Genomic DNA, 16,039 nt, shown 5'->3' on the forward strand with positions numbered 1-16,039 from the left:
ACGGGCGGAGGATTGCAGATGCATGATGCCAGCATGAGCCTCTCCGGCGCGTCCTCGAACGGGGACCGTCTCCACTGGGCGGACGGAAGCGACAATCGTTTGAACATCGTCATCGTCGACGATCAGACCTCAGCGCGCACGATGCTGCGGCATGTCATCGAGGACATCGCCCCGGAACTGACCGTGCGCGATTTCGGCGACTCGCAGGCCGCGCTGGCCTGGTGCGAGGCCGGCAAGGTCGATCTGCTGTTGCTCGACTACCGCATGCCGGGCATGGACGGGCTGGAGTTCGCGCGGCGCCTGCGCCGGCTGCCCAAGCACCGCGACATTCCGATCATCCTGATCACCGTGGTCGGCGACGAACCGATCCGTCAGGCCGCCCTGGAGGCGGGGGTGATCGACTTCCTGGTCAAGCCGATCCGCCCGCGCGAATTGCGTGCGCGCTGCCACAACCTGCTGCAGCTGCGGTTGCAGAGCGAGAACATCAAACAGCGCGCGATGTCGCTGGAGCAGCGCCTGCTGGCCAGCATGCGCGAGGTCGAGGAGCGCGAACGCGAGACCCTGTCGCGGTTGGCGCGGGCCATCGAGTACCGCGACGTCGGCACCAGTGCCTACCTGGAGCGCATGGCCCACGTGGCCGGGCTGATCGCCGAGCAACTGGGCCTGTCCGAGGACGAGGTGCGGGTCATCGAGATGGCGGCGAGCCTGCACGACATGGGCAAGATCGCCATTCCCGACGCGGTGCTGCTCAAGCCGGGCAAGCTCAACGAGGACGAGATGGCGGTGATGCGCATGCATCCGCGCATCGGCTACGAACTGCTCAGCGGCAGCCAGAACCGCTTCATCCAGGTCGGCGCGCTGATCGCCCTGCGCCATCATGAGCGCTACGACGGCAGCGGCTACCCGGACGGCCTGGTCGGCGAGGCGATTCCGCTGGAAGCGCGGATCGTGGCGGTCGCCGACGTATTCGACGCGCTGATCTCGCCGCGCCCCTACAAGGAAGCCTGGACCATGGATGCGACGCTGGCCTACCTCTACGCCCAGCGCGGCCGCCTGTTCGACCCGCGTTGCGTGGACGCGCTGTTCCGTGGACGCGAGCAGCTGCAGGTGATCTGCGAGAAATTCTCCACCGCCTCGGCGCGACCAGGAGTCTGACATGATCGCGGCGATCACGTGGGTGCGGCAGCGGTTCGCGGAGCGCAAGGACACCGAGCACGGGCAGGCGTTCGTCCGCATCTGCATGGTCGGCCTGATCCTGGCGTACGAACTGTCGTTCTCGCACACCTGGGACATCGCCCCGCGGCAGCGCGCCTACGTCATCGGCCTGACCCTGATCTCGCAGGCCGTGGCCCTGGCCTTGATGACCTGGATCCTGGCCCGGCCGCAGCGCTCGGACGTGCGCCGGATCATCGGCATGGTCGCCGACTACGGGCTCATGTCGATGGCGATGAGCGCGATCGGCGAACCGATGGCCTGCATCTACGTCGTCATCATGTGGGTCACCATCGGCAACGGCCTGCGCTACGGCAACCGCTATCTGTACCTGGCCGTGGCCATGGCGGTGGCCAGTTTCAGCATCACGCTGATGACCAGCGACTACTGGATTGCCAATCGCGGCCTGGGCATCGGCCTGCTGGTCGGCCTGGCCGCCATACCGCTGTACCTGTCCGGGCTGTTGCGGCAATTGACCTCGACCACCGCCGAGGCGCGTCGCGCCAGCGAAGCCAAGAGCCGCTTCCTGGCCAACATGAGCCATGAGTTCCGCACCCCGCTGAACGGGTTGTCGGGCATGACCGAGGTGCTGGCGACCACGCGGTTGGACGCCGAACAGCGCGAGTGCGTCAACACCATCCAGGCTTCCGCGCGCAGCTTGCTGTCGCTGGTCGAGGAAGTGTTGGACATTTCCGCGATCGAGGCCGGCAAGCTCCGGCTCGACAAGCGCGATTTCTCGCTGCGCGAAACCCTGGAAGGGATCAGCCTGATCCTGCAGCCGCAGGTACGCGCCAAGCGCCTGGCCTACCAGGTGGATGTCGCTCCGGACGTGCCGGACTATCTCTCCGGCGATCCGGGTCACCTGCGCCAGGTGCTGCTGAACCTGGCCGGCAATGCCATCAAGTTCACCGAGACCGGCCGGGTCGACATCCGGGTGCGCCTGCACAAGAACGAGCATGGCCAGCCGAAGCGCTTGAGTTTCGACATCGTGGACACTGGCATCGGAGTGACCCCGGACATGCGGCCGCGCCTGTTCGAAGCGTTCGAACAGGCCGACGTCGGCCTGGCGCGTCGCTACGAGGGCAGTGGCCTCGGTACCACGATCGCCAAGGGCCTGGTCGAGGCGATGGGGGGAAGCATCGGCTACCAGGAGAACGCGCCGCGCGGCAGCCACTTCTGGTTCGAGCTGCCGTTCGTTGCCGCGGCAGTGCCGGCATCGATGTCGGCGGATGTCGGCGTGCCGGTGGCCAGCGCGCCGACGGCAGCCGAGGAGTTCGATACCAACGGCAACGTCATCGCATTCTCCGATCCGTTCCTGCGCCACCGCGCGCGGGTGCGCGGCATGCGCATCCTGGTCGCCGACGACCATGCCGCCAACCGCATGGTGCTGCAGCGCATGCTGCAGAAGGCCGGGCATCGCGCCATCTGCGTAGACGGCGCGGAGGCGGTGCTGGATGCGCTGGCCGAAAGCGAATTCGATGCAGTGATCGTCGACCTGCACATGCCCGGCATGAGCGGCCTGGACATGCTGCGGCAGTTGCGGGTGATGCAGGCCGGTGGGCCACGTACGCCGGTGGTGGTGCTCAGCGCCGACGTCACTCCCGAGTCGATCCAGCGTTGCGAGCAGGCTGGCGCGCGTACCTTCCTGGCCAAGCCGGTGGTGGCCAACCGTCTGCTCGACACGCTCTCCGATATCGCGATGGAGGGGCGCCTGCGCGCGGGCAGCGAGGCCAACGTGCGGCAAATTGTGGTGTCGAGCGAAGGGGTGCTGGATTCGTCGGTCCTGGACGAACTCGCCGGACTCGGCATGGGCGACGGGTTCGAACGCGAATTCATCTCGCAATGTCTCAACGATGCCGAAGGCTGCCTCGGTGGCATGCAGATCGCCGGTGAGGCCGAACACTGGGAACGCCTGCGCGAACACGCGCATGCGATCAAGGGCGTCGCCAGCAATCTCGGCCTGGTGCGACTCGCCAGCCTCGGTGGCGAGTTGATGCAGATGCCGGAGTGGCAGGTGCGCAGCGAGTGGAGGGCACGGCTGATGGCGCTCAACGCCAGCCTGACCGAAGGCCGCGAAGCCTTGGATCTGCGCGCGCGGCAGAGCGCCGTGCAGGACGGCGAACTGCGCTGAGGAAAACGCCCGGCGCTGGGCCGGGTCATCCCCCGTTGCCGGCAGCGCCACGCTCAGGCGGCAACGACGCCGGCCTGAGCGCGCCGGACCTGGGCGCGCACCAGCCGATCCATGGTCCGCAGCGACTTTTCGCCCAGGGCCAGCGCGGCGTCCACCCAGATTTCCGTCACCGCAAGCAGTTCTTCGCGGCGAACCGGCTGTACCACGTTACGCATCGCATTCATCGCCAGATGCGCCAGCGGCGCGCGCCGCTGTTGCTGGATCAGGTCGCGCACCGCGTCCTTGCCTTGGCCCCTGGGCACCAGTACATCGACAATGCCCATGGCGTGCATCTCTTGGCTGCTGAAAACATGGCCTCCCAGGATGAGCTGCTCCGCTGCATGCGGTGCGATGCGGCGGCTGAGGAACGAATACGCGCCCATGCCCGGGAACAGGCCGAACATGATTTCCGGCAGGCCCATGCCGACGTCCTCTTCGGCCACGATCAGGTGGCATGACAGCGCCATCTCCAGGCCGCCGCCGAGCGCGTCGCCCTGCAGCAGGGCGATGGTGCGGAAACTGCCGCCGAGCCCTTCGTGGAAACGGTGCACGCCATCGATGCAGCTTGTCGCGTAGGCCATCAGGCCGGCGCGGTCGCGGCGGCGGATGTAGTGGCCGAACAGTTCCAGATCGCCGCCCAGGTTGAACGCACTGCCATCGGATGCCAGCACCAGACTGCCCAGCCGCGCCGACGCCAGGTTGCGGGGCTGGCTGATGGACGCGAGGTAGCTGTGCATCTCGCGCATCAACGTGGGATGGAAGCAGGGCCGTAGCTTGGCGGCATTGCCTGCATGCATATACAACCAATGGCTATCGTCGTCGCCGTCCACATCGATACGGATGCTGGAATAGGCGCGGGTACGGGGCAGCGGGTCGATCGTGCTCATGGCGGGCTCTCGGAAAGACGCCCGCGGAGATGGCGTGGCGCAGCGGGCGAGTGCGTTTCCACCCCGCGGATGCTACACCCGGGTGCCGCGGCCGGAACTCGCCCCGCCAGCGCCTTCAGGGGCGCCACGCGGGCGCCCGTCGGATCTGCTTATTGCGGCGGCGGGGCCTCGCGCAGCTCGCGCCGCAGGATCTTGCCGACGTTGGTCTTGGGCAGCTCCTTGCGGAACTCGACGATGCGCGGGTGCTTGTAGCCGGTGAGATTGGCGCGGGCATGCGCCTTCACTTCCTCTGCGGTCAGGTTGGGGTCCTTCTTCACGATGACCACCTTGACCGCCTCGCCGGATTTTTCGTCCGGCACACCGACCGCGGCCACTTCCAGCACGCCCGGCATCATCGCGATGACGTCCTCGACCTCGTTCGGATACACGTTGAAGCCGGACACCAGGATCATGTCCTTCTTGCGGTCGACGATGTAGAAGAAACCCTGCGGATCCATCCGCGCCATGTCGCCGGTGTGCAGCCAGCCGTCGGCATCGATGGCGCTGGCGGTTTCCTCCGGCCGGCGCCAGTAGCCCTTCATCACCTGCGGCCCGCGGATGCACAGCTCGCCGACTTCGCCATGGGCCAGGATCTGGCCCTGGTCGTCCTTGACGCAGGCGTCGGTGGAGGGGATCGGCAGGCCGATCGCGCCGTTGTATTCGGTCAGGGTCAGCGGATTGATGCAGGCCGCCGGCGAGGTCTCCGTGAGGCCGTAGGCTTCCACCAGGGTCACGCCGGTGACCTGCTTCCAACGTTCGGCCACCGCACGTTGCACCGCCATGCCGCCGCCGAGGGTGAACTTCAGCGAGGAGAAATCCACCTTGTCGAAGCCGGGCGTGTTGAGCAGGCCGTTGAACAGGGTGTTGACGCCGGTGAAGGCGGTGAAGCGGGTCTTCTGCAGTTCCTTGACGAAGCCCGGCATGTCGCGCGGATTGCTGATCAGGTGGTTGAGCCCGCCGAGCTTCATGAAGACCAGTCCGTTCGCGGTCAGTGCGAAGATGTGGTACAGCGGCAGCGCGGTGATGATGACTTCCTTGCCTTCCTCCAGCTTGCCGGTCGCCGAGATCCAGGCGCCGGCCTGCAGCATGTTGGCGACCAGGTTGCGGTGGGTCAGCATGGCGCCCTTGGCCACGCCGGTGGTGCCGCCGGTGTACTGCAGGAAGGCGATGTCGTCCGGCTCGATATCGATCGACGGCAGCGTGTGCAGGCGACCGAGGGTCAGCGCGTCGCGGAAGCGGATCGCGTTGGGGATGTCGTAGTCCGGCACCAGCTTCTTGACGTACTTCAGGACGAAGTTGACCAAAGCGCCCTTGGGAAAGCCGAGCATGTCGCCCAGGCCGGTGGTGATCACCTGCTTGACCGGGGTGTCGGCGAGCACTTCCTGCACGGTGGTGCCGAAGTTGTCGATCACCACCAGGGCGCTGGCACCGGAGTCGATCAACTGGTGGCGCAGTTCGCGCGGGGTGTACAGCGGATTGACGTTGACCACGGTCATGCCGGCCAGCAGCACGCCGAAGGTGGCAACGGGGTATTGCAGGCAGTTGGGCATCATCAGGGCGACACGGTCGCCCTTCTTGAGCTGCAGTTCGCCCAGCAGGTAGCCGGCGAATTGCCGGGCCAGTTCGCCGGCCTCGCGGTAGGTCAGGGTCTTGCCGAAGTTGCAGTAGGCGGGGCGGTCTCCGAACTTGGCCACGGAGCTTTCGAACACCGCGGCGACGGAGCGGTACTCGTCGACATCGATCTCGGCGCCAACGCCGGCCGGATAACTCTGCAACCACGGACGATCCAGACTCATATTCCCCCTCCAGGAAACGTATTGATGGCTCTGTACGGACAGTATCCGCTAGAACCGGCAACGGCAGCATACCGTTCCGTAGGGAAAAGGCGAACAGGGGTGGGGTGGAGGTCGCGGGAAGATGTGAATTGTCTTGAGGCTGCGCGCTACAAGCCGAGCGTTTTAAACGCCTGGGCGATGCCGCTGCATCGGGTGCGGGTTGGTCCGCCAAGCATTGCGAAGCAAAGGCTTTCGCCCTTGCGGGCGAGTCACTTTTCTTTGCTTGTGCAAAGAAAAGTAACCAAAAGAAAGCACACCCTGCCTGCGCGCCCTCCGCGCTGCGCGCTCCGGGTCCGCGTCCATCCCGGGGATCCGCGGAAGGGGCTTGTCTGCTTCGCAGCCAAGTCCGGGGCAGTCGCCTCACGGCGCCAGCCCGCCCGCCGGGGCGAAGCAGTGCTTCGCCCTTTTCCGGCGAGCCCTGCCCCTGCCGCGGACGGCGCACATCCCTGTGCGCCGCCCTTCGGGTTTTTCCCCGGCGATGGCCGCCGCTTCGGAAGGGAACCCGGCAGAGCAAGAGCAAACGCAACAGCAACAGCAACAGCAACAGCAGGAGCCTTTGCTCCTGTTGTCGATGACGGCTTTGCCGAAACATCGTTGTTTTGTTGCGCCGCCGCACCAGGCGGCCTCGCCGCACAGGATCTGACTTCCGCTGTTGGAAACCGCCGGGCCGGTCAGCGCGCAGCCAACTGCTGCAGCACGTACTGCAGCAGACCGCCGTGGTGGGCGAGATGGCACGCTTGCGAACCATTGGTTCGCGTGCCGGGCTTCCGCTGTTGGAAGCAGCCGGGGCGGTCAGCGTGCAGCCAACTGCCGCAGCACGTACTGCAGCAGGCCGCCGTGGTGGGCGAGACGGCAGGCTTGCGACCCATTGGTTCGCGTGCCGGCGTAGCGCCCCCGCGCTGTCGCGGGGGCCGGGCTTCCGCTGTTGGAAACCGCCGGGGCGGTCAGCGTGCAGCCAACTGCCGCAGCACGTACTGCAGCAGGCCGCCATGGCGGAAGTACTCCACTTCCTTCGGGGTCAGCAGCATCACTGCCACCTCGAAGGACTGCGCGCTGCCGTCGGCCTTGGTCGCGACGACCTTGGCGCGCTTGCTGGCGCCGTCCTGCAGGCCGGTGATCTCGAACACTTCCGAACCGTCCAGCCCCAGGCTTTGCGCATTCTGGCCGTCGAGGAACTGCAGCGGCAGCACGCCCATGCCCACCAGGTTGGAGCGGTGGATGCGTTCGAAGCTCTCGGCGATCACCGCCTTGACCCCGAGCAGGTTGGTGCCCTTGGCCGCCCAGTCGCGCGAGGAGCCGGTGCCGTATTCCTTGCCGCCGATCACCACCAGCGGCACGCCGTCGGCCTTGTATTTCATTGCCGCGTCGTAGATCGCCAGCTTTTCCGGCTGGCCGCCGCCGGGCGGGTGATACAGGGTGTTGCCGCCTTCCTCGCCGCCGAACATCAGGTTCTTGATGCGGATGTTGGCGAAGGTGCCGCGGACCATGACGTCGTCGTTGCCGCGGCGGCTGCCGTAGCTGTTGAAGTCGGCCGGCTGTACGCCGCGTTCCTGCAGGAAGCGGCCTGCCGGCGAGTCCTTCTTGATGTTGCCGGCCGGGGAAATGTGGTCGGTGGTGATCGAGTCGCCGAACAGACCGAGCACGCGCGCACCGTGCACGTCGTCGATGCGGCCGACCTGCATGGTCATGCCGTCGAAGTAGGGCGGGTTCTTGATGTAGGTGGAGGCGCCGTCCCAGGCGTACAGCTCGCCATCGGGCGAGGCGATGGTGTTCCAGCGGCTGTCGCCCTTGAACACGTCGGCGTAGTTCTGCTTGAACATCTCTGGGCCGACTGTGGCGGCGATGGTGTCGCCGATCTCCTTGTTGCTCGGCCAGATGTCGCGCAGGTACACCGGCTGGCCGTCGCTGCCGGTGCCCAGGGGATCGCGGGTCAGGTCGATGTCGGTGGTGCCGGCGATGGCATAGGCGACCACCAGCGGCGGCGAGGCCAGGTAGTTCATCTTCACTTCCGGATGCACACGCCCTTCGAAGTTGCGGTTGCCCGACAGCACCGAGGCCACCACCAGGTCGTCCTGGGCGATGGCCGCAGACACGTCCTCCGGCAGCGGGCCGGAATTGCCGATGCAGGTGGTGCAGCCGTAGCCGACCACGTAGAAGCCGAGCTGTTCCAGGTCGCCCATGACCCCGGCCTTCTTCAGGTAGTCGGTGACCACCAGCGAGCCCGGCCCGAGCGAGGTCTTGACCCACGGCTGTGCCTTCAGGCCCTTGGCCACGGCGTTGCGCGCGAGCAGGCCGGCGCCGAGCATCACTGCCGGGTTGGAGGTGTTGGTGCAGGAGGTGATGGCGGCGATCACCACCGCGCCGTCGCGCAGGCGCCAGCCGGCGCCGCTGTCCTCGGTGCTCTGCGCCTGCGCCGCCTGGGCGCCGACCGCGGTGCCGCCGCCGCCTTCGTTCTTGAGCCGGTCTTCCTGTTTCGCGTCGCTGTGGCGCTTGCTGCGCGCGTCGGCGAACGGCACCAGGCTGTCGCGGAAGTTGCGCTGCATGTCTTCCAGCAGCACGCGGTCCTGCGGGCGCTTGGGGCCGGCCAGCGAGGGCTTGACCTGGCCCATGTCCAGTTCCAGGACGGCGCTGTATTCGGCATGCGCGCTGTCGGCGTCGTGCCACAGGCCTTGCGCCTTGGCGTAGGCCTCGACCAGCGAGATCTGCTCCTCGCTGCGCCCGGACAGGCGCAGGTAGGTCAGCGACTCGGCGTCGATCGGGAAAATGCCGCAGGTGGCACCGTACTCGGGTGCCATGTTGCCGATGGTGGCGCGGTCGGCCAGCGGCAGGTGCTGCAGGCCGTCGCCGAAGAACTCGACGAACTTGCCCACCACGCCGTGCTTGCGCAGCATCTGCGTCACCGTCAGCACCAGGTCGGTGGCGGTGGCGCCCTCGGGCAGCTTGCCGGTGAGCTTGAAGCCCACCACCTGCGGGATCAGCATCGACGAGGGCTGGCCGAGCATCGCCGCTTCCGCCTCGATGCCGCCCACACCCCAGCCGAGGACGCCGATGCCGTTGATCATGGTGGTGTGGCTGTCGGTGCCGAACACGGTGTCCGGGTAGGCCATCGCCTCGCCGTCGCGCTCGCCGGTCATCACCACACGCGCCAGGTGCTCCAGGTTGACCTGGTGCACGATGCCGGTGTTCGGCGGCACCACCTTGAAGTTGTCGAAGGCCTTCTGGCCCCAGCGCAGGAAGCCGTAGCGTTCCTTGTTGCGCTGGAATTCGATCTTGCCGTTGAGGTCCAGCGCATCGGGCTTGCCGAACACGTCCACCTGCACGGAATGGTCGATCACCAGTTCCGAGGGAATCAACGGGTTGATCTGCTCCGGGCGTCCGCCGAGCTTGACCACCGCATCGCGCATCGCCGCCAGGTCGACCACGCAGGGCACGCCGGTGAAGTCCTGCAGCACCACGCGCGCCGGCATGAAGGCGATCTCGGTGTCCGGTTCGGCCTTCGGATCCCACTTGGCCACCGCCTCGATGTGGTCCTTGCCCACGGTCACGCCGCCGTCTTCGTGGCGCAACAGGTTTTCCAGCAGGATTTTCAGCGAATAGGGCAGGCGGGCGATGTCGAAGCGCTCGGCGAGCCTGGGCAGGCTGTAGTAGGCGTAGCGTTGGCCGTTGACCTCGAGCGAGGCGCGGGTGGAAAAGGAATCGCTCATCACGGAACTCCTATGGCGTCGCGGCTGTAGGGACTGCGGTCATTCTGACCGATTCAGTGTGTATGGCAGGTGTGACCGGCGCTGTATGCGGGCTTGAGTATGACGCTTCAAGTATGTAAAATTCGTGCATACCTTGTGGAGCCCGTCCCATGGAAGCCACTGTCGCCGAGCGCGGTCAGATCACCTTGCCCAAGGCCGTGCGCGATGCATTGGGCCTGAGCAAGGGCACCATCCTGAAGGTGGAACTGGACGGCGGCCGGATCATCCTGCGCAAGAGCGTGGACGACGCCATCTCGCGTGCCCGCGGCCGCTTCAAGCTCGATGGCTTCGCCAGCACCGACGAGGCGATGCGCGCGATCCGTGGCCGTGCTCCGGGCGATCCGTTCGAGTCCGAGCCCGACGCCGGCGCATGATCGCCATCGACTCGTCCGTGCTGGTGGACCTGCTGGCCGACGGCCCCCAGGCCGACGCCACCGAAGCCTGCCTGCGCCAGTGCCTGAGTACTGGCCCGGTGGTGGTCTGCGACATCGTCCTGGCCGAAGTCTGCAGCGCGCTGCGCGACGGCGCCGAGGCCTTGTCGGTGCTGGAGGACATGAGCATCCGCTTCAGCGCGCTGGAGGCCAAGTCGGCCTTGCGCGCCGGCGAGATGCAGCGTCGCTTCCGCGCCCGTGGCGGCAAGCGCGAGCGGGTGGTGGCCGATTTCCTGATCGGTGCGCATGCGCTGTTGCAATGCGATGGCCTGATTACCCACGACGACCGTTTTTTCCGCGATTACTTCAAGGGCCTGAAGATCATCGTCCCCAAGCCTGCCGGCTGACGCCGCGCCGCCGCTACCGCACATCCCCACCGTATTTTTCCGGAGAACCCGCATGTTGGAAGCCTATCGCCACCACGTTGCAGAGCGCGCCGCGCTCGGAATCCCGCCGCTGCCGCTGAGCGCGCAGCAGACCGCGCAGGTCATCGAACTGCTGAAGAATCCGCCGGCCGGCGAGGAGCAGTTCCTGGTCGAACTGCTGAGCCAGCGCGTGCCGGCCGGCGTCGACGACGCCGCCAAGGTCAAGGCCTCGTACCTGGCCGCGGTCGCCTTCGGCAGCGAGACCACCCCGCTGATCTCGCCCATCCGCGCCACCGAACTGCTGGGCACCATGCTCGGCGGCTACAACATCCATCCGCTGATCGAGCTGCTGGACAACGCCGAGCTGGGCGCGGTCGCCGCCGAAGGCCTCAAGCACACGCTGCTGATCTTCGACGCCTTCCACGACGTGCAGGAAAAGGCCGAGGCCGGCAACGCGCACGCCAAGGCGGTGCTGCAGAGCTGGGCTGAGGCCGAGTGGTTCACCAGCAAGCCGGAAGTGCCGCAGAGCCTGACCATCACCGTGTTCAAGGTGCCGGGCGAGACCAACACCGACGACCTGTCGCCGGCGCCGGACGCCACCACCCGCCCGGACATCCCGCTGCACGCGCTGGCGATGCTCAAGAACAAGCGCGACGGCGCGGCGTTCGAGCCGGAAGAGGACGGCAAGCGCGGCCCGATCCAGGCCATCGCCGACCTCAAGGCCAAGGGCCACCTGGTCGCCTACGTCGGCGACGTGGTCGGCACCGGTTCCTCGCGCAAGTCGGCGACCAACTCGGTGCTGTGGTGGACCGGCGAGGACATCCCGTACATCCCCAACAAGCGCTTCGGCGGCGTGTGCCTGGGCTCGAAGATCGCGCCGATCTTCTACAACACCATGGAAGACGCCGGTGCGCTGCCGATCGAGCTGGACGTGTCGCAGATGGAGCACGGCGACGTGGTCGAGCTGCGCCCGTACGAGGGCAAGGCGCTGAAGGACGGGCAGGTGATCGCCGAGTTCGCGATGAAGTCGGACGTGCTGTTCGACGAAGTGCGCGCCGGCGGCCGCATCCCGCTGATCGTCGGCCGCGGCCTCACCGCCAAGGCGCGCGAGTTCCTGGGCCTGCCGGTCTCGACCCTGTTCCGCCTGCCGATGGACCCGCCGGACACCGGCAAGGGCTTCTCGCTGGCGCAGAAGATGGTCGGCCGTGCCTGCGGCCTGCCGGAAGGCCAGGGCATGCGCCCGGGCACCTACTGCGAACCGAAGATGACCTCGGTGGGCTCGCAGGACACCACCGGCCCGATGACCCGCGACGAGCTGAAGGACCTGGCCTGCCTGGGCTTCTCCGCCGACCTGGTGATGCAGTCGTTCTGCCACACCGCGGCGTACCCGAAGCCGGTGGACGTCAAGACCCACCACACCCTGCCGGAGTTCATCTCCACCCGCGGCGGCGTGTCGCTGCGCCCGGGCGACGGCGTGATCCACAGCTGGCTCAACCGCATGCTGCTGCCCGACACCGTCGGTACCGGTGGCGACTCGCACACCCGCTTCCCGATCGGCATCTCGTTCCCGGCCGGCTCCGGCCTGGTCGCCTTCGCCGCCGCCACCGGCGTCATGCCGCTGGACATGCCCGAGAGCGTGCTGGTGCGCTTCAAGGGGCAGATGCAGCCGGGCGTGACCCTGCGCGACCTGGTCAACGCGATCCCGCTGTACGCGATCAAGCAGGGCCTGCTGACCGTGGCCAAGCAGGGCAAGAAGAACATCTTCTCGGGCCGCATCCTGGAAATCGAAGGCCTGCCGGAGCTGAAGGTGGAGCAGGCGTTCGAGCTGTCCGACGCCTCCGCCGAGCGGTCGGCCGCCGGTTGCACGGTGCGCCTGAACAAGGCGCCGATTGTCGAGTACCTGACCAGCAACATCACCCTGCTGAAGTGGATGATCGCCGAAGGCTATGCCGACGCGCGTTCGCTGGCGCGGCGGATCAAGAAGATGGAAGAGTGGCTGGCCGATCCGCAGCTGCTCGAGCCCGATGCCGACGCCGAGTACGCCGCGGTGATCGAGATCGACCTGGCCGACATCCACGAGCCGATCGTGGCGTGCCCGAACGATCCTGACGACGTGAAGACCCTGTCCGACGTGGCCGGCGCGGCCATCGACGAAGTGTTCATCGGCTCGTGCATGACCAACATCGGCCACTTCCGTGCCGCAGCCAAGCTGCTGGAAGGCAAGCGCGACATCCCGACCCGCCTGTGGGTCGCGCCGCCGACCAAGATGGACGCCTCGGAGCTGACCAAGGAAGGCCACTACGGCACCTTCGGCGCCGCCGGTGCGCGCATGGAAATGCCGGGCTGCTCGCTGTGCATGGGCAACCAGGCGCAGGCGCGCGAGGGCGCCACGGTGTTCTCGACCTCCACCCGCAACTTCCCCAACCGCCTGGGCCGCAACACCAACGTGTACCTGGGTTCGGCGGAGCTGGCGGCGATCTGCTCGCGTCTGGGCCGGATCCCGACCAAGGACGAGTACATGGCCGACGTCGGCGTGATCAAGACTAGTGGCGAGCAGATCTACCGCTACATGAACTTCGATCAGATCCAGGACTACCAGGACGTGGCCGCCACGGTCGCCGCCTGATCGCCCCGGCGATGCGTTGACGCGACGTGCCGCCCATGCGGCATGTCGCAACGAAAAAAGCCCGGCACTGCCGGGCTTTTTCCATGGTGGCTGCCGGCATTTCGCGGCACGGCGGGTCGCCTCTGCTCGCGCTCACTCTGGCGGCGCGGGCGCGCGCCCCAGCAGCCAGTGCTCAAGCGCCGCCGGCGTGAGCGCCGGTGCGAACAGGAAGCCCTGCAGCACGCGGCAGCCCAGCCGCGCCAGGAACGCGCGTTGCGCCTCGGTCTCCACGCCTTCGGCGACGGTATGCAGGCCCAGGGTCTCGCCGATGCGCAGCACCGAGGTGGTCAGGGCGCGCGAGGTCTGGCAGTGCTCCAGGTCGCTGACGAAGCTCATGTCCAGCTTGAGCTCGTTGACTGGCAGCTGGTGCAGGTGGCTGAGGCTGGAATAGCCGGTACCGAAGTCGTCCAGCGACAGCAGGACGCCGCCGGCCTGCAACTGGCGCAGGTTGGCCAGCACTGCATTGGTGTTGGAGAGCATGACGCTCTCGGTCATCTCCAGGGCCAGGTCGGCCGGTTGCAGGCCGGCGGTGGCGAGCAGGTCTTCCACCCGCGCCGGCAACTGCGGGTCGGCGAAGTTGTTGGCCGACAGGTTCACCGCCACGCGCGGCACCGGGATGCCGCGCAGGCGCCAGTCGGCCATCTGCCGGCAGGCTTCGCGCAAGACCCACTGCCCGAGCTCGTCGATCAGGCCGCATTCCTCGGCCATCGGCACGAACCGCGCTGGCGAGATCGCGCCGAGGTTGGGATGCTCCCAGCGCAATAGGGCTTCCACGCCGTACAGCGCATGTGGCGCTTGGCTGTACAGTTGCGGCTGGTAGTGCAGTTGCAGCTTGTTGCGATGCAGGGCGTCGCGCAGCGCGGTCTCCATCGCCACGCGTTCCTGCGCCATCCGGTTCATGTCGGAACTGAAGTAGCACACGCTGTCGCCGCCCCCGCGCTTGGCCCGGAACATGGCCAGGTCGGCATGGCGCAGCAGGGTCTCGATGTCGCTGCCGTCCACGGGGAACATCGCCACGCCGATGCTGGCGCTGGGGTGCAGGGTCACCTGGCCCACCACCAGCGGCTCGGCCAGCGCCAGCAACAGGCGCTCGGCGACGCCGGCGGCCTGTTCGACGCTGCAGTTCGGCAGCATCAGCACGAATTCGTCGCCGGCCTGGCGACCGACCAGATCGGTCAGGCCCAGGGTGTCGCCGATGCGATGGGCGATGTCGCGCAACAGGCCGTCGCCGGCGGCATGGCCCTGGGTCTCGTTGACGCGCTTGAAGCGGTCGATGTCCACGAACAGGATCGCGACCGGCGCGCCCTGATGCTCGGCGGCGGCGAGCGCCTGCTCGGCGCGGGCGCTGAACATCACCCGGTTGGGCAGGCCGGTGAGCGAGTCGTAGAAGGCCAGTTGGTGCACGCGTGCCCTGGTCTGCTCGCGTTCCAGCGCCAATGCGCACAGATGCACGCAGAGCTCGATCAGTCGCATGTGCCAGGCCAAGGGCTCGCGCACCTGCCGGTAGCACAGCGCGAAGCTGCCGAGGACGCGGCCGCTGCTGGACTTGATCGGGGTGGCCACGCAGGTGCCCAACTGCACCTGCTGCACCAGCCCCATGTAGTCGGTGAACAGCGGGTCGGTGCGCGGGTCGAGCACCAGCACCTGCTTGCTGCGCCAGATCGAGGTGGCGAGGGCGCCGGCACGTGGTCCGGCGCGCATGTTGCTCATGGTCTCGCCGAACCGCGCCGGCATGCTCGGCGCCGCCAGCGGCTGCAGGCCGCCGCTGCCGTCGACGCTGACGATCGCGGCCATCAGTTCCGGCGCGATGCGCTCGACTTCCTTGCAGATCAGCGTGGCGACATCGACCAGCGGCTGTTCGCGGACCAGCGCATCCAGCACGTTCTTGTGCAGCACCTCGTGCATCTTGCTCTGGGTGATGTCGGTGAACGAGAGGATGTAGTGCTGTTGGCTGCCGTCCTCGCCGGCGATGGGGGTGGCCACCAGGGTGGCCCACAGCGGGGTGCCGTCCTTGCGGTAGGCCAGGATGTCGGCCTGGTGGCCGAAGCCGGCGCGCACGCGTTCGCGGGTCTGCTGCACCGTCTGCAGGTCGGTACCGGGGCCGGTCAGCACGTTGCTGGGCAGGTGTCCCAGCACGTCGCTCTCGGTGTAGCCGAACGCCTGGCTGAAGCCGGCGTTGACGTAGAGGATGTTCAATTCCGGATCGCAGACGACGATCGCGTTGTCGCTGGAGTCCAGCGCCAGCGACAGCAGCCGCATCCTGGCATCGCGGGCGCGCTCGGCGCTGACGTCGCGGACGAACAGCACCTGCAGCTGACTGGTGTTCTCCGGCACGCGTGCCGCGCTCACCGTCAGCCAGCGCACCGTCCCGTCGGGATCGCGCAACGTCAGTTCGTAGCTGCCGCTGCCGTCGTGGTGCAGGCAACTGGCGAGGAAGTCCGCGCGGACCTCGGCGTCGACCAGATCCCCGAGCGGATGGCCCAGCACCTGCGCGCGTGGCCGATTCCAGAGCGCTTCGGCCGTGTGATTGAAGGCGACCACGCGCGCCTTCGCATCGATCACCAGCACTCCTTGCGGGGCATAGTGCAGGCAGTGCAGCAGATCGAGTTCGGAACAGGCCGCGGCCGCACGCGCTGTTTCCACACTGGGGTCGCTGGGGACGCTCGAGGTGGTGGCGCGGCGACCCGGCATG

Annotated in this window: 9 protein-coding genes; 5 read left to right on the forward strand and 4 right to left on the reverse strand. The window is 67.3% G+C overall.

The window, feature by feature from the left end; genetic code table 11:
• Positions 1-18 precede the first annotated feature (18 nt).
• Both ACP93_RS01650 and ACP93_RS01655 read left to right on the forward strand, forming a co-directional pair.
• On the forward strand, positions 19-1,155 hold the full coding sequence (locus ACP93_RS01650) for a cyclic di-GMP phosphodiesterase response regulator RpfG (protein WP_043086876.1): 1,137 nt from the start codon (positions 19-21) through the stop codon (positions 1,153-1,155).
• A 1-nt stretch (position 1,156) separates the two neighbouring features.
• Complete coding sequence (locus ACP93_RS01655; RefSeq protein ID WP_048489098.1) at positions 1,157-3,343, forward strand: ATP-binding protein; 2,187 nt, start codon at positions 1,157-1,159, stop codon at positions 3,341-3,343.
• Positions 3,344-3,396: 53 nt separating this feature from the next.
• Here the strand turns inward: ACP93_RS01655 and ACP93_RS01660 are convergent, their stop codons facing one another.
• From ACP93_RS01660 to acnA, 3 genes are all read right to left on the reverse strand, one after another.
• Entirely contained in the window at positions 3,397-4,269 is an 873-nt protein-coding gene (locus tag ACP93_RS01660; protein WP_048489099.1) for a crotonase/enoyl-CoA hydratase family protein, read from the reverse strand.
• A gap of 149 nt (positions 4,270-4,418) precedes the next feature.
• A complete protein-coding gene (locus ACP93_RS01665) occupies positions 4,419-6,104 on the reverse strand; it encodes a fatty acyl-CoA ligase RpfB (RefSeq protein ID WP_048489100.1) in 1,686 nt (561 codons plus the stop codon).
• Positions 6,105-7,087: 983 nt separating this feature from the next.
• A complete protein-coding gene (gene acnA, locus ACP93_RS01670) occupies positions 7,088-9,847 on the reverse strand; it encodes an aconitate hydratase AcnA (protein WP_048489101.1) in 2,760 nt (919 codons plus the stop codon).
• Between the two features lie 149 nt (positions 9,848-9,996).
• On the opposite strand from acnA, the gene ACP93_RS01675 reads away from it, so the two are divergent.
• Genes ACP93_RS01675 through acnB form a run of 3 tightly spaced genes read left to right on the forward strand, consistent with a single transcriptional unit; the run spans position 9,997 to position 13,308 of the window.
• On the forward strand, positions 9,997-10,260 hold the full coding sequence (locus ACP93_RS01675; RefSeq protein WP_048489102.1) for an AbrB/MazE/SpoVT family DNA-binding domain-containing protein: 264 nt from the start codon (positions 9,997-9,999) through the stop codon (positions 10,258-10,260).
• Entirely contained in the window at positions 10,257-10,664 is a 408-nt protein-coding gene (locus tag ACP93_RS01680; protein WP_017908728.1) for a type II toxin-antitoxin system VapC family toxin, read from the forward strand. The genes ACP93_RS01675 and ACP93_RS01680 overlap by 4 nt, the downstream gene beginning before the upstream one ends.
• Positions 10,665-10,716: 52 nt before the next feature.
• Positions 10,717-13,308 carry a bifunctional aconitate hydratase 2/2-methylisocitrate dehydratase gene (gene acnB, locus ACP93_RS01685; protein ID WP_048489103.1) on the forward strand — a complete coding sequence of 864 codons (2,592 nt, stop codon included), beginning with the start codon at positions 10,717-10,719 and terminating at the stop codon, positions 13,306-13,308.
• Between the two features lie 132 nt (positions 13,309-13,440).
• Here acnB and ACP93_RS01690 read toward each other — a convergent pair whose 3' ends face one another.
• On the reverse strand, positions 13,441-16,038 hold the full coding sequence (locus ACP93_RS01690; RefSeq protein ID WP_082143340.1) for a sensor domain-containing protein: 2,598 nt from the start codon (positions 16,036-16,038) through the stop codon (positions 13,441-13,443).
• Between the last annotated feature and the right edge of the window lies 1 nt (position 16,039).

It is taken from the genome of Xanthomonas sp. NCPPB 1128, assembly GCF_001043115.1.
Classification (GTDB): domain Bacteria; phylum Pseudomonadota; class Gammaproteobacteria; order Xanthomonadales; family Xanthomonadaceae; genus Xanthomonas_A.

Coding starts and splice junctions, on each gene's coding strand:
- ACP93_RS01675 (WP_048489102.1), top strand. CDS start 9,997: ATGGAAGCCACTGTCGCCGAGCGCGGTCAGATCACCTTGCCCAAGGCC.
- ACP93_RS01690 (WP_082143340.1), bottom strand. CDS start 16,038: ATGCCGGGTCGCCGCGCCACCACCTCGAGCGTCCCCAGCGACCCCAGT.
- acnB (WP_048489103.1), top strand. CDS start 10,717: ATGTTGGAAGCCTATCGCCACCACGTTGCAGAGCGCGCCGCGCTCGGA.
- ACP93_RS01665 (WP_048489100.1), bottom strand. CDS start 6,104: ATGAGTCTGGATCGTCCGTGGTTGCAGAGTTATCCGGCCGGCGTTGGC.
- ACP93_RS01655 (WP_048489098.1), top strand. CDS start 1,157: ATGATCGCGGCGATCACGTGGGTGCGGCAGCGGTTCGCGGAGCGCAAG.
- acnA (WP_048489101.1), bottom strand. CDS start 9,847: ATGAGCGATTCCTTTTCCACCCGCGCCTCGCTCGAGGTCAACGGCCAA.
- ACP93_RS01660 (WP_048489099.1), bottom strand. CDS start 4,269: ATGAGCACGATCGACCCGCTGCCCCGTACCCGCGCCTATTCCAGCATC.
- ACP93_RS01680 (WP_017908728.1), top strand. CDS start 10,257: ATGATCGCCATCGACTCGTCCGTGCTGGTGGACCTGCTGGCCGACGGC.
- ACP93_RS01650 (WP_043086876.1), top strand. CDS start 19: ATGCATGATGCCAGCATGAGCCTCTCCGGCGCGTCCTCGAACGGGGAC.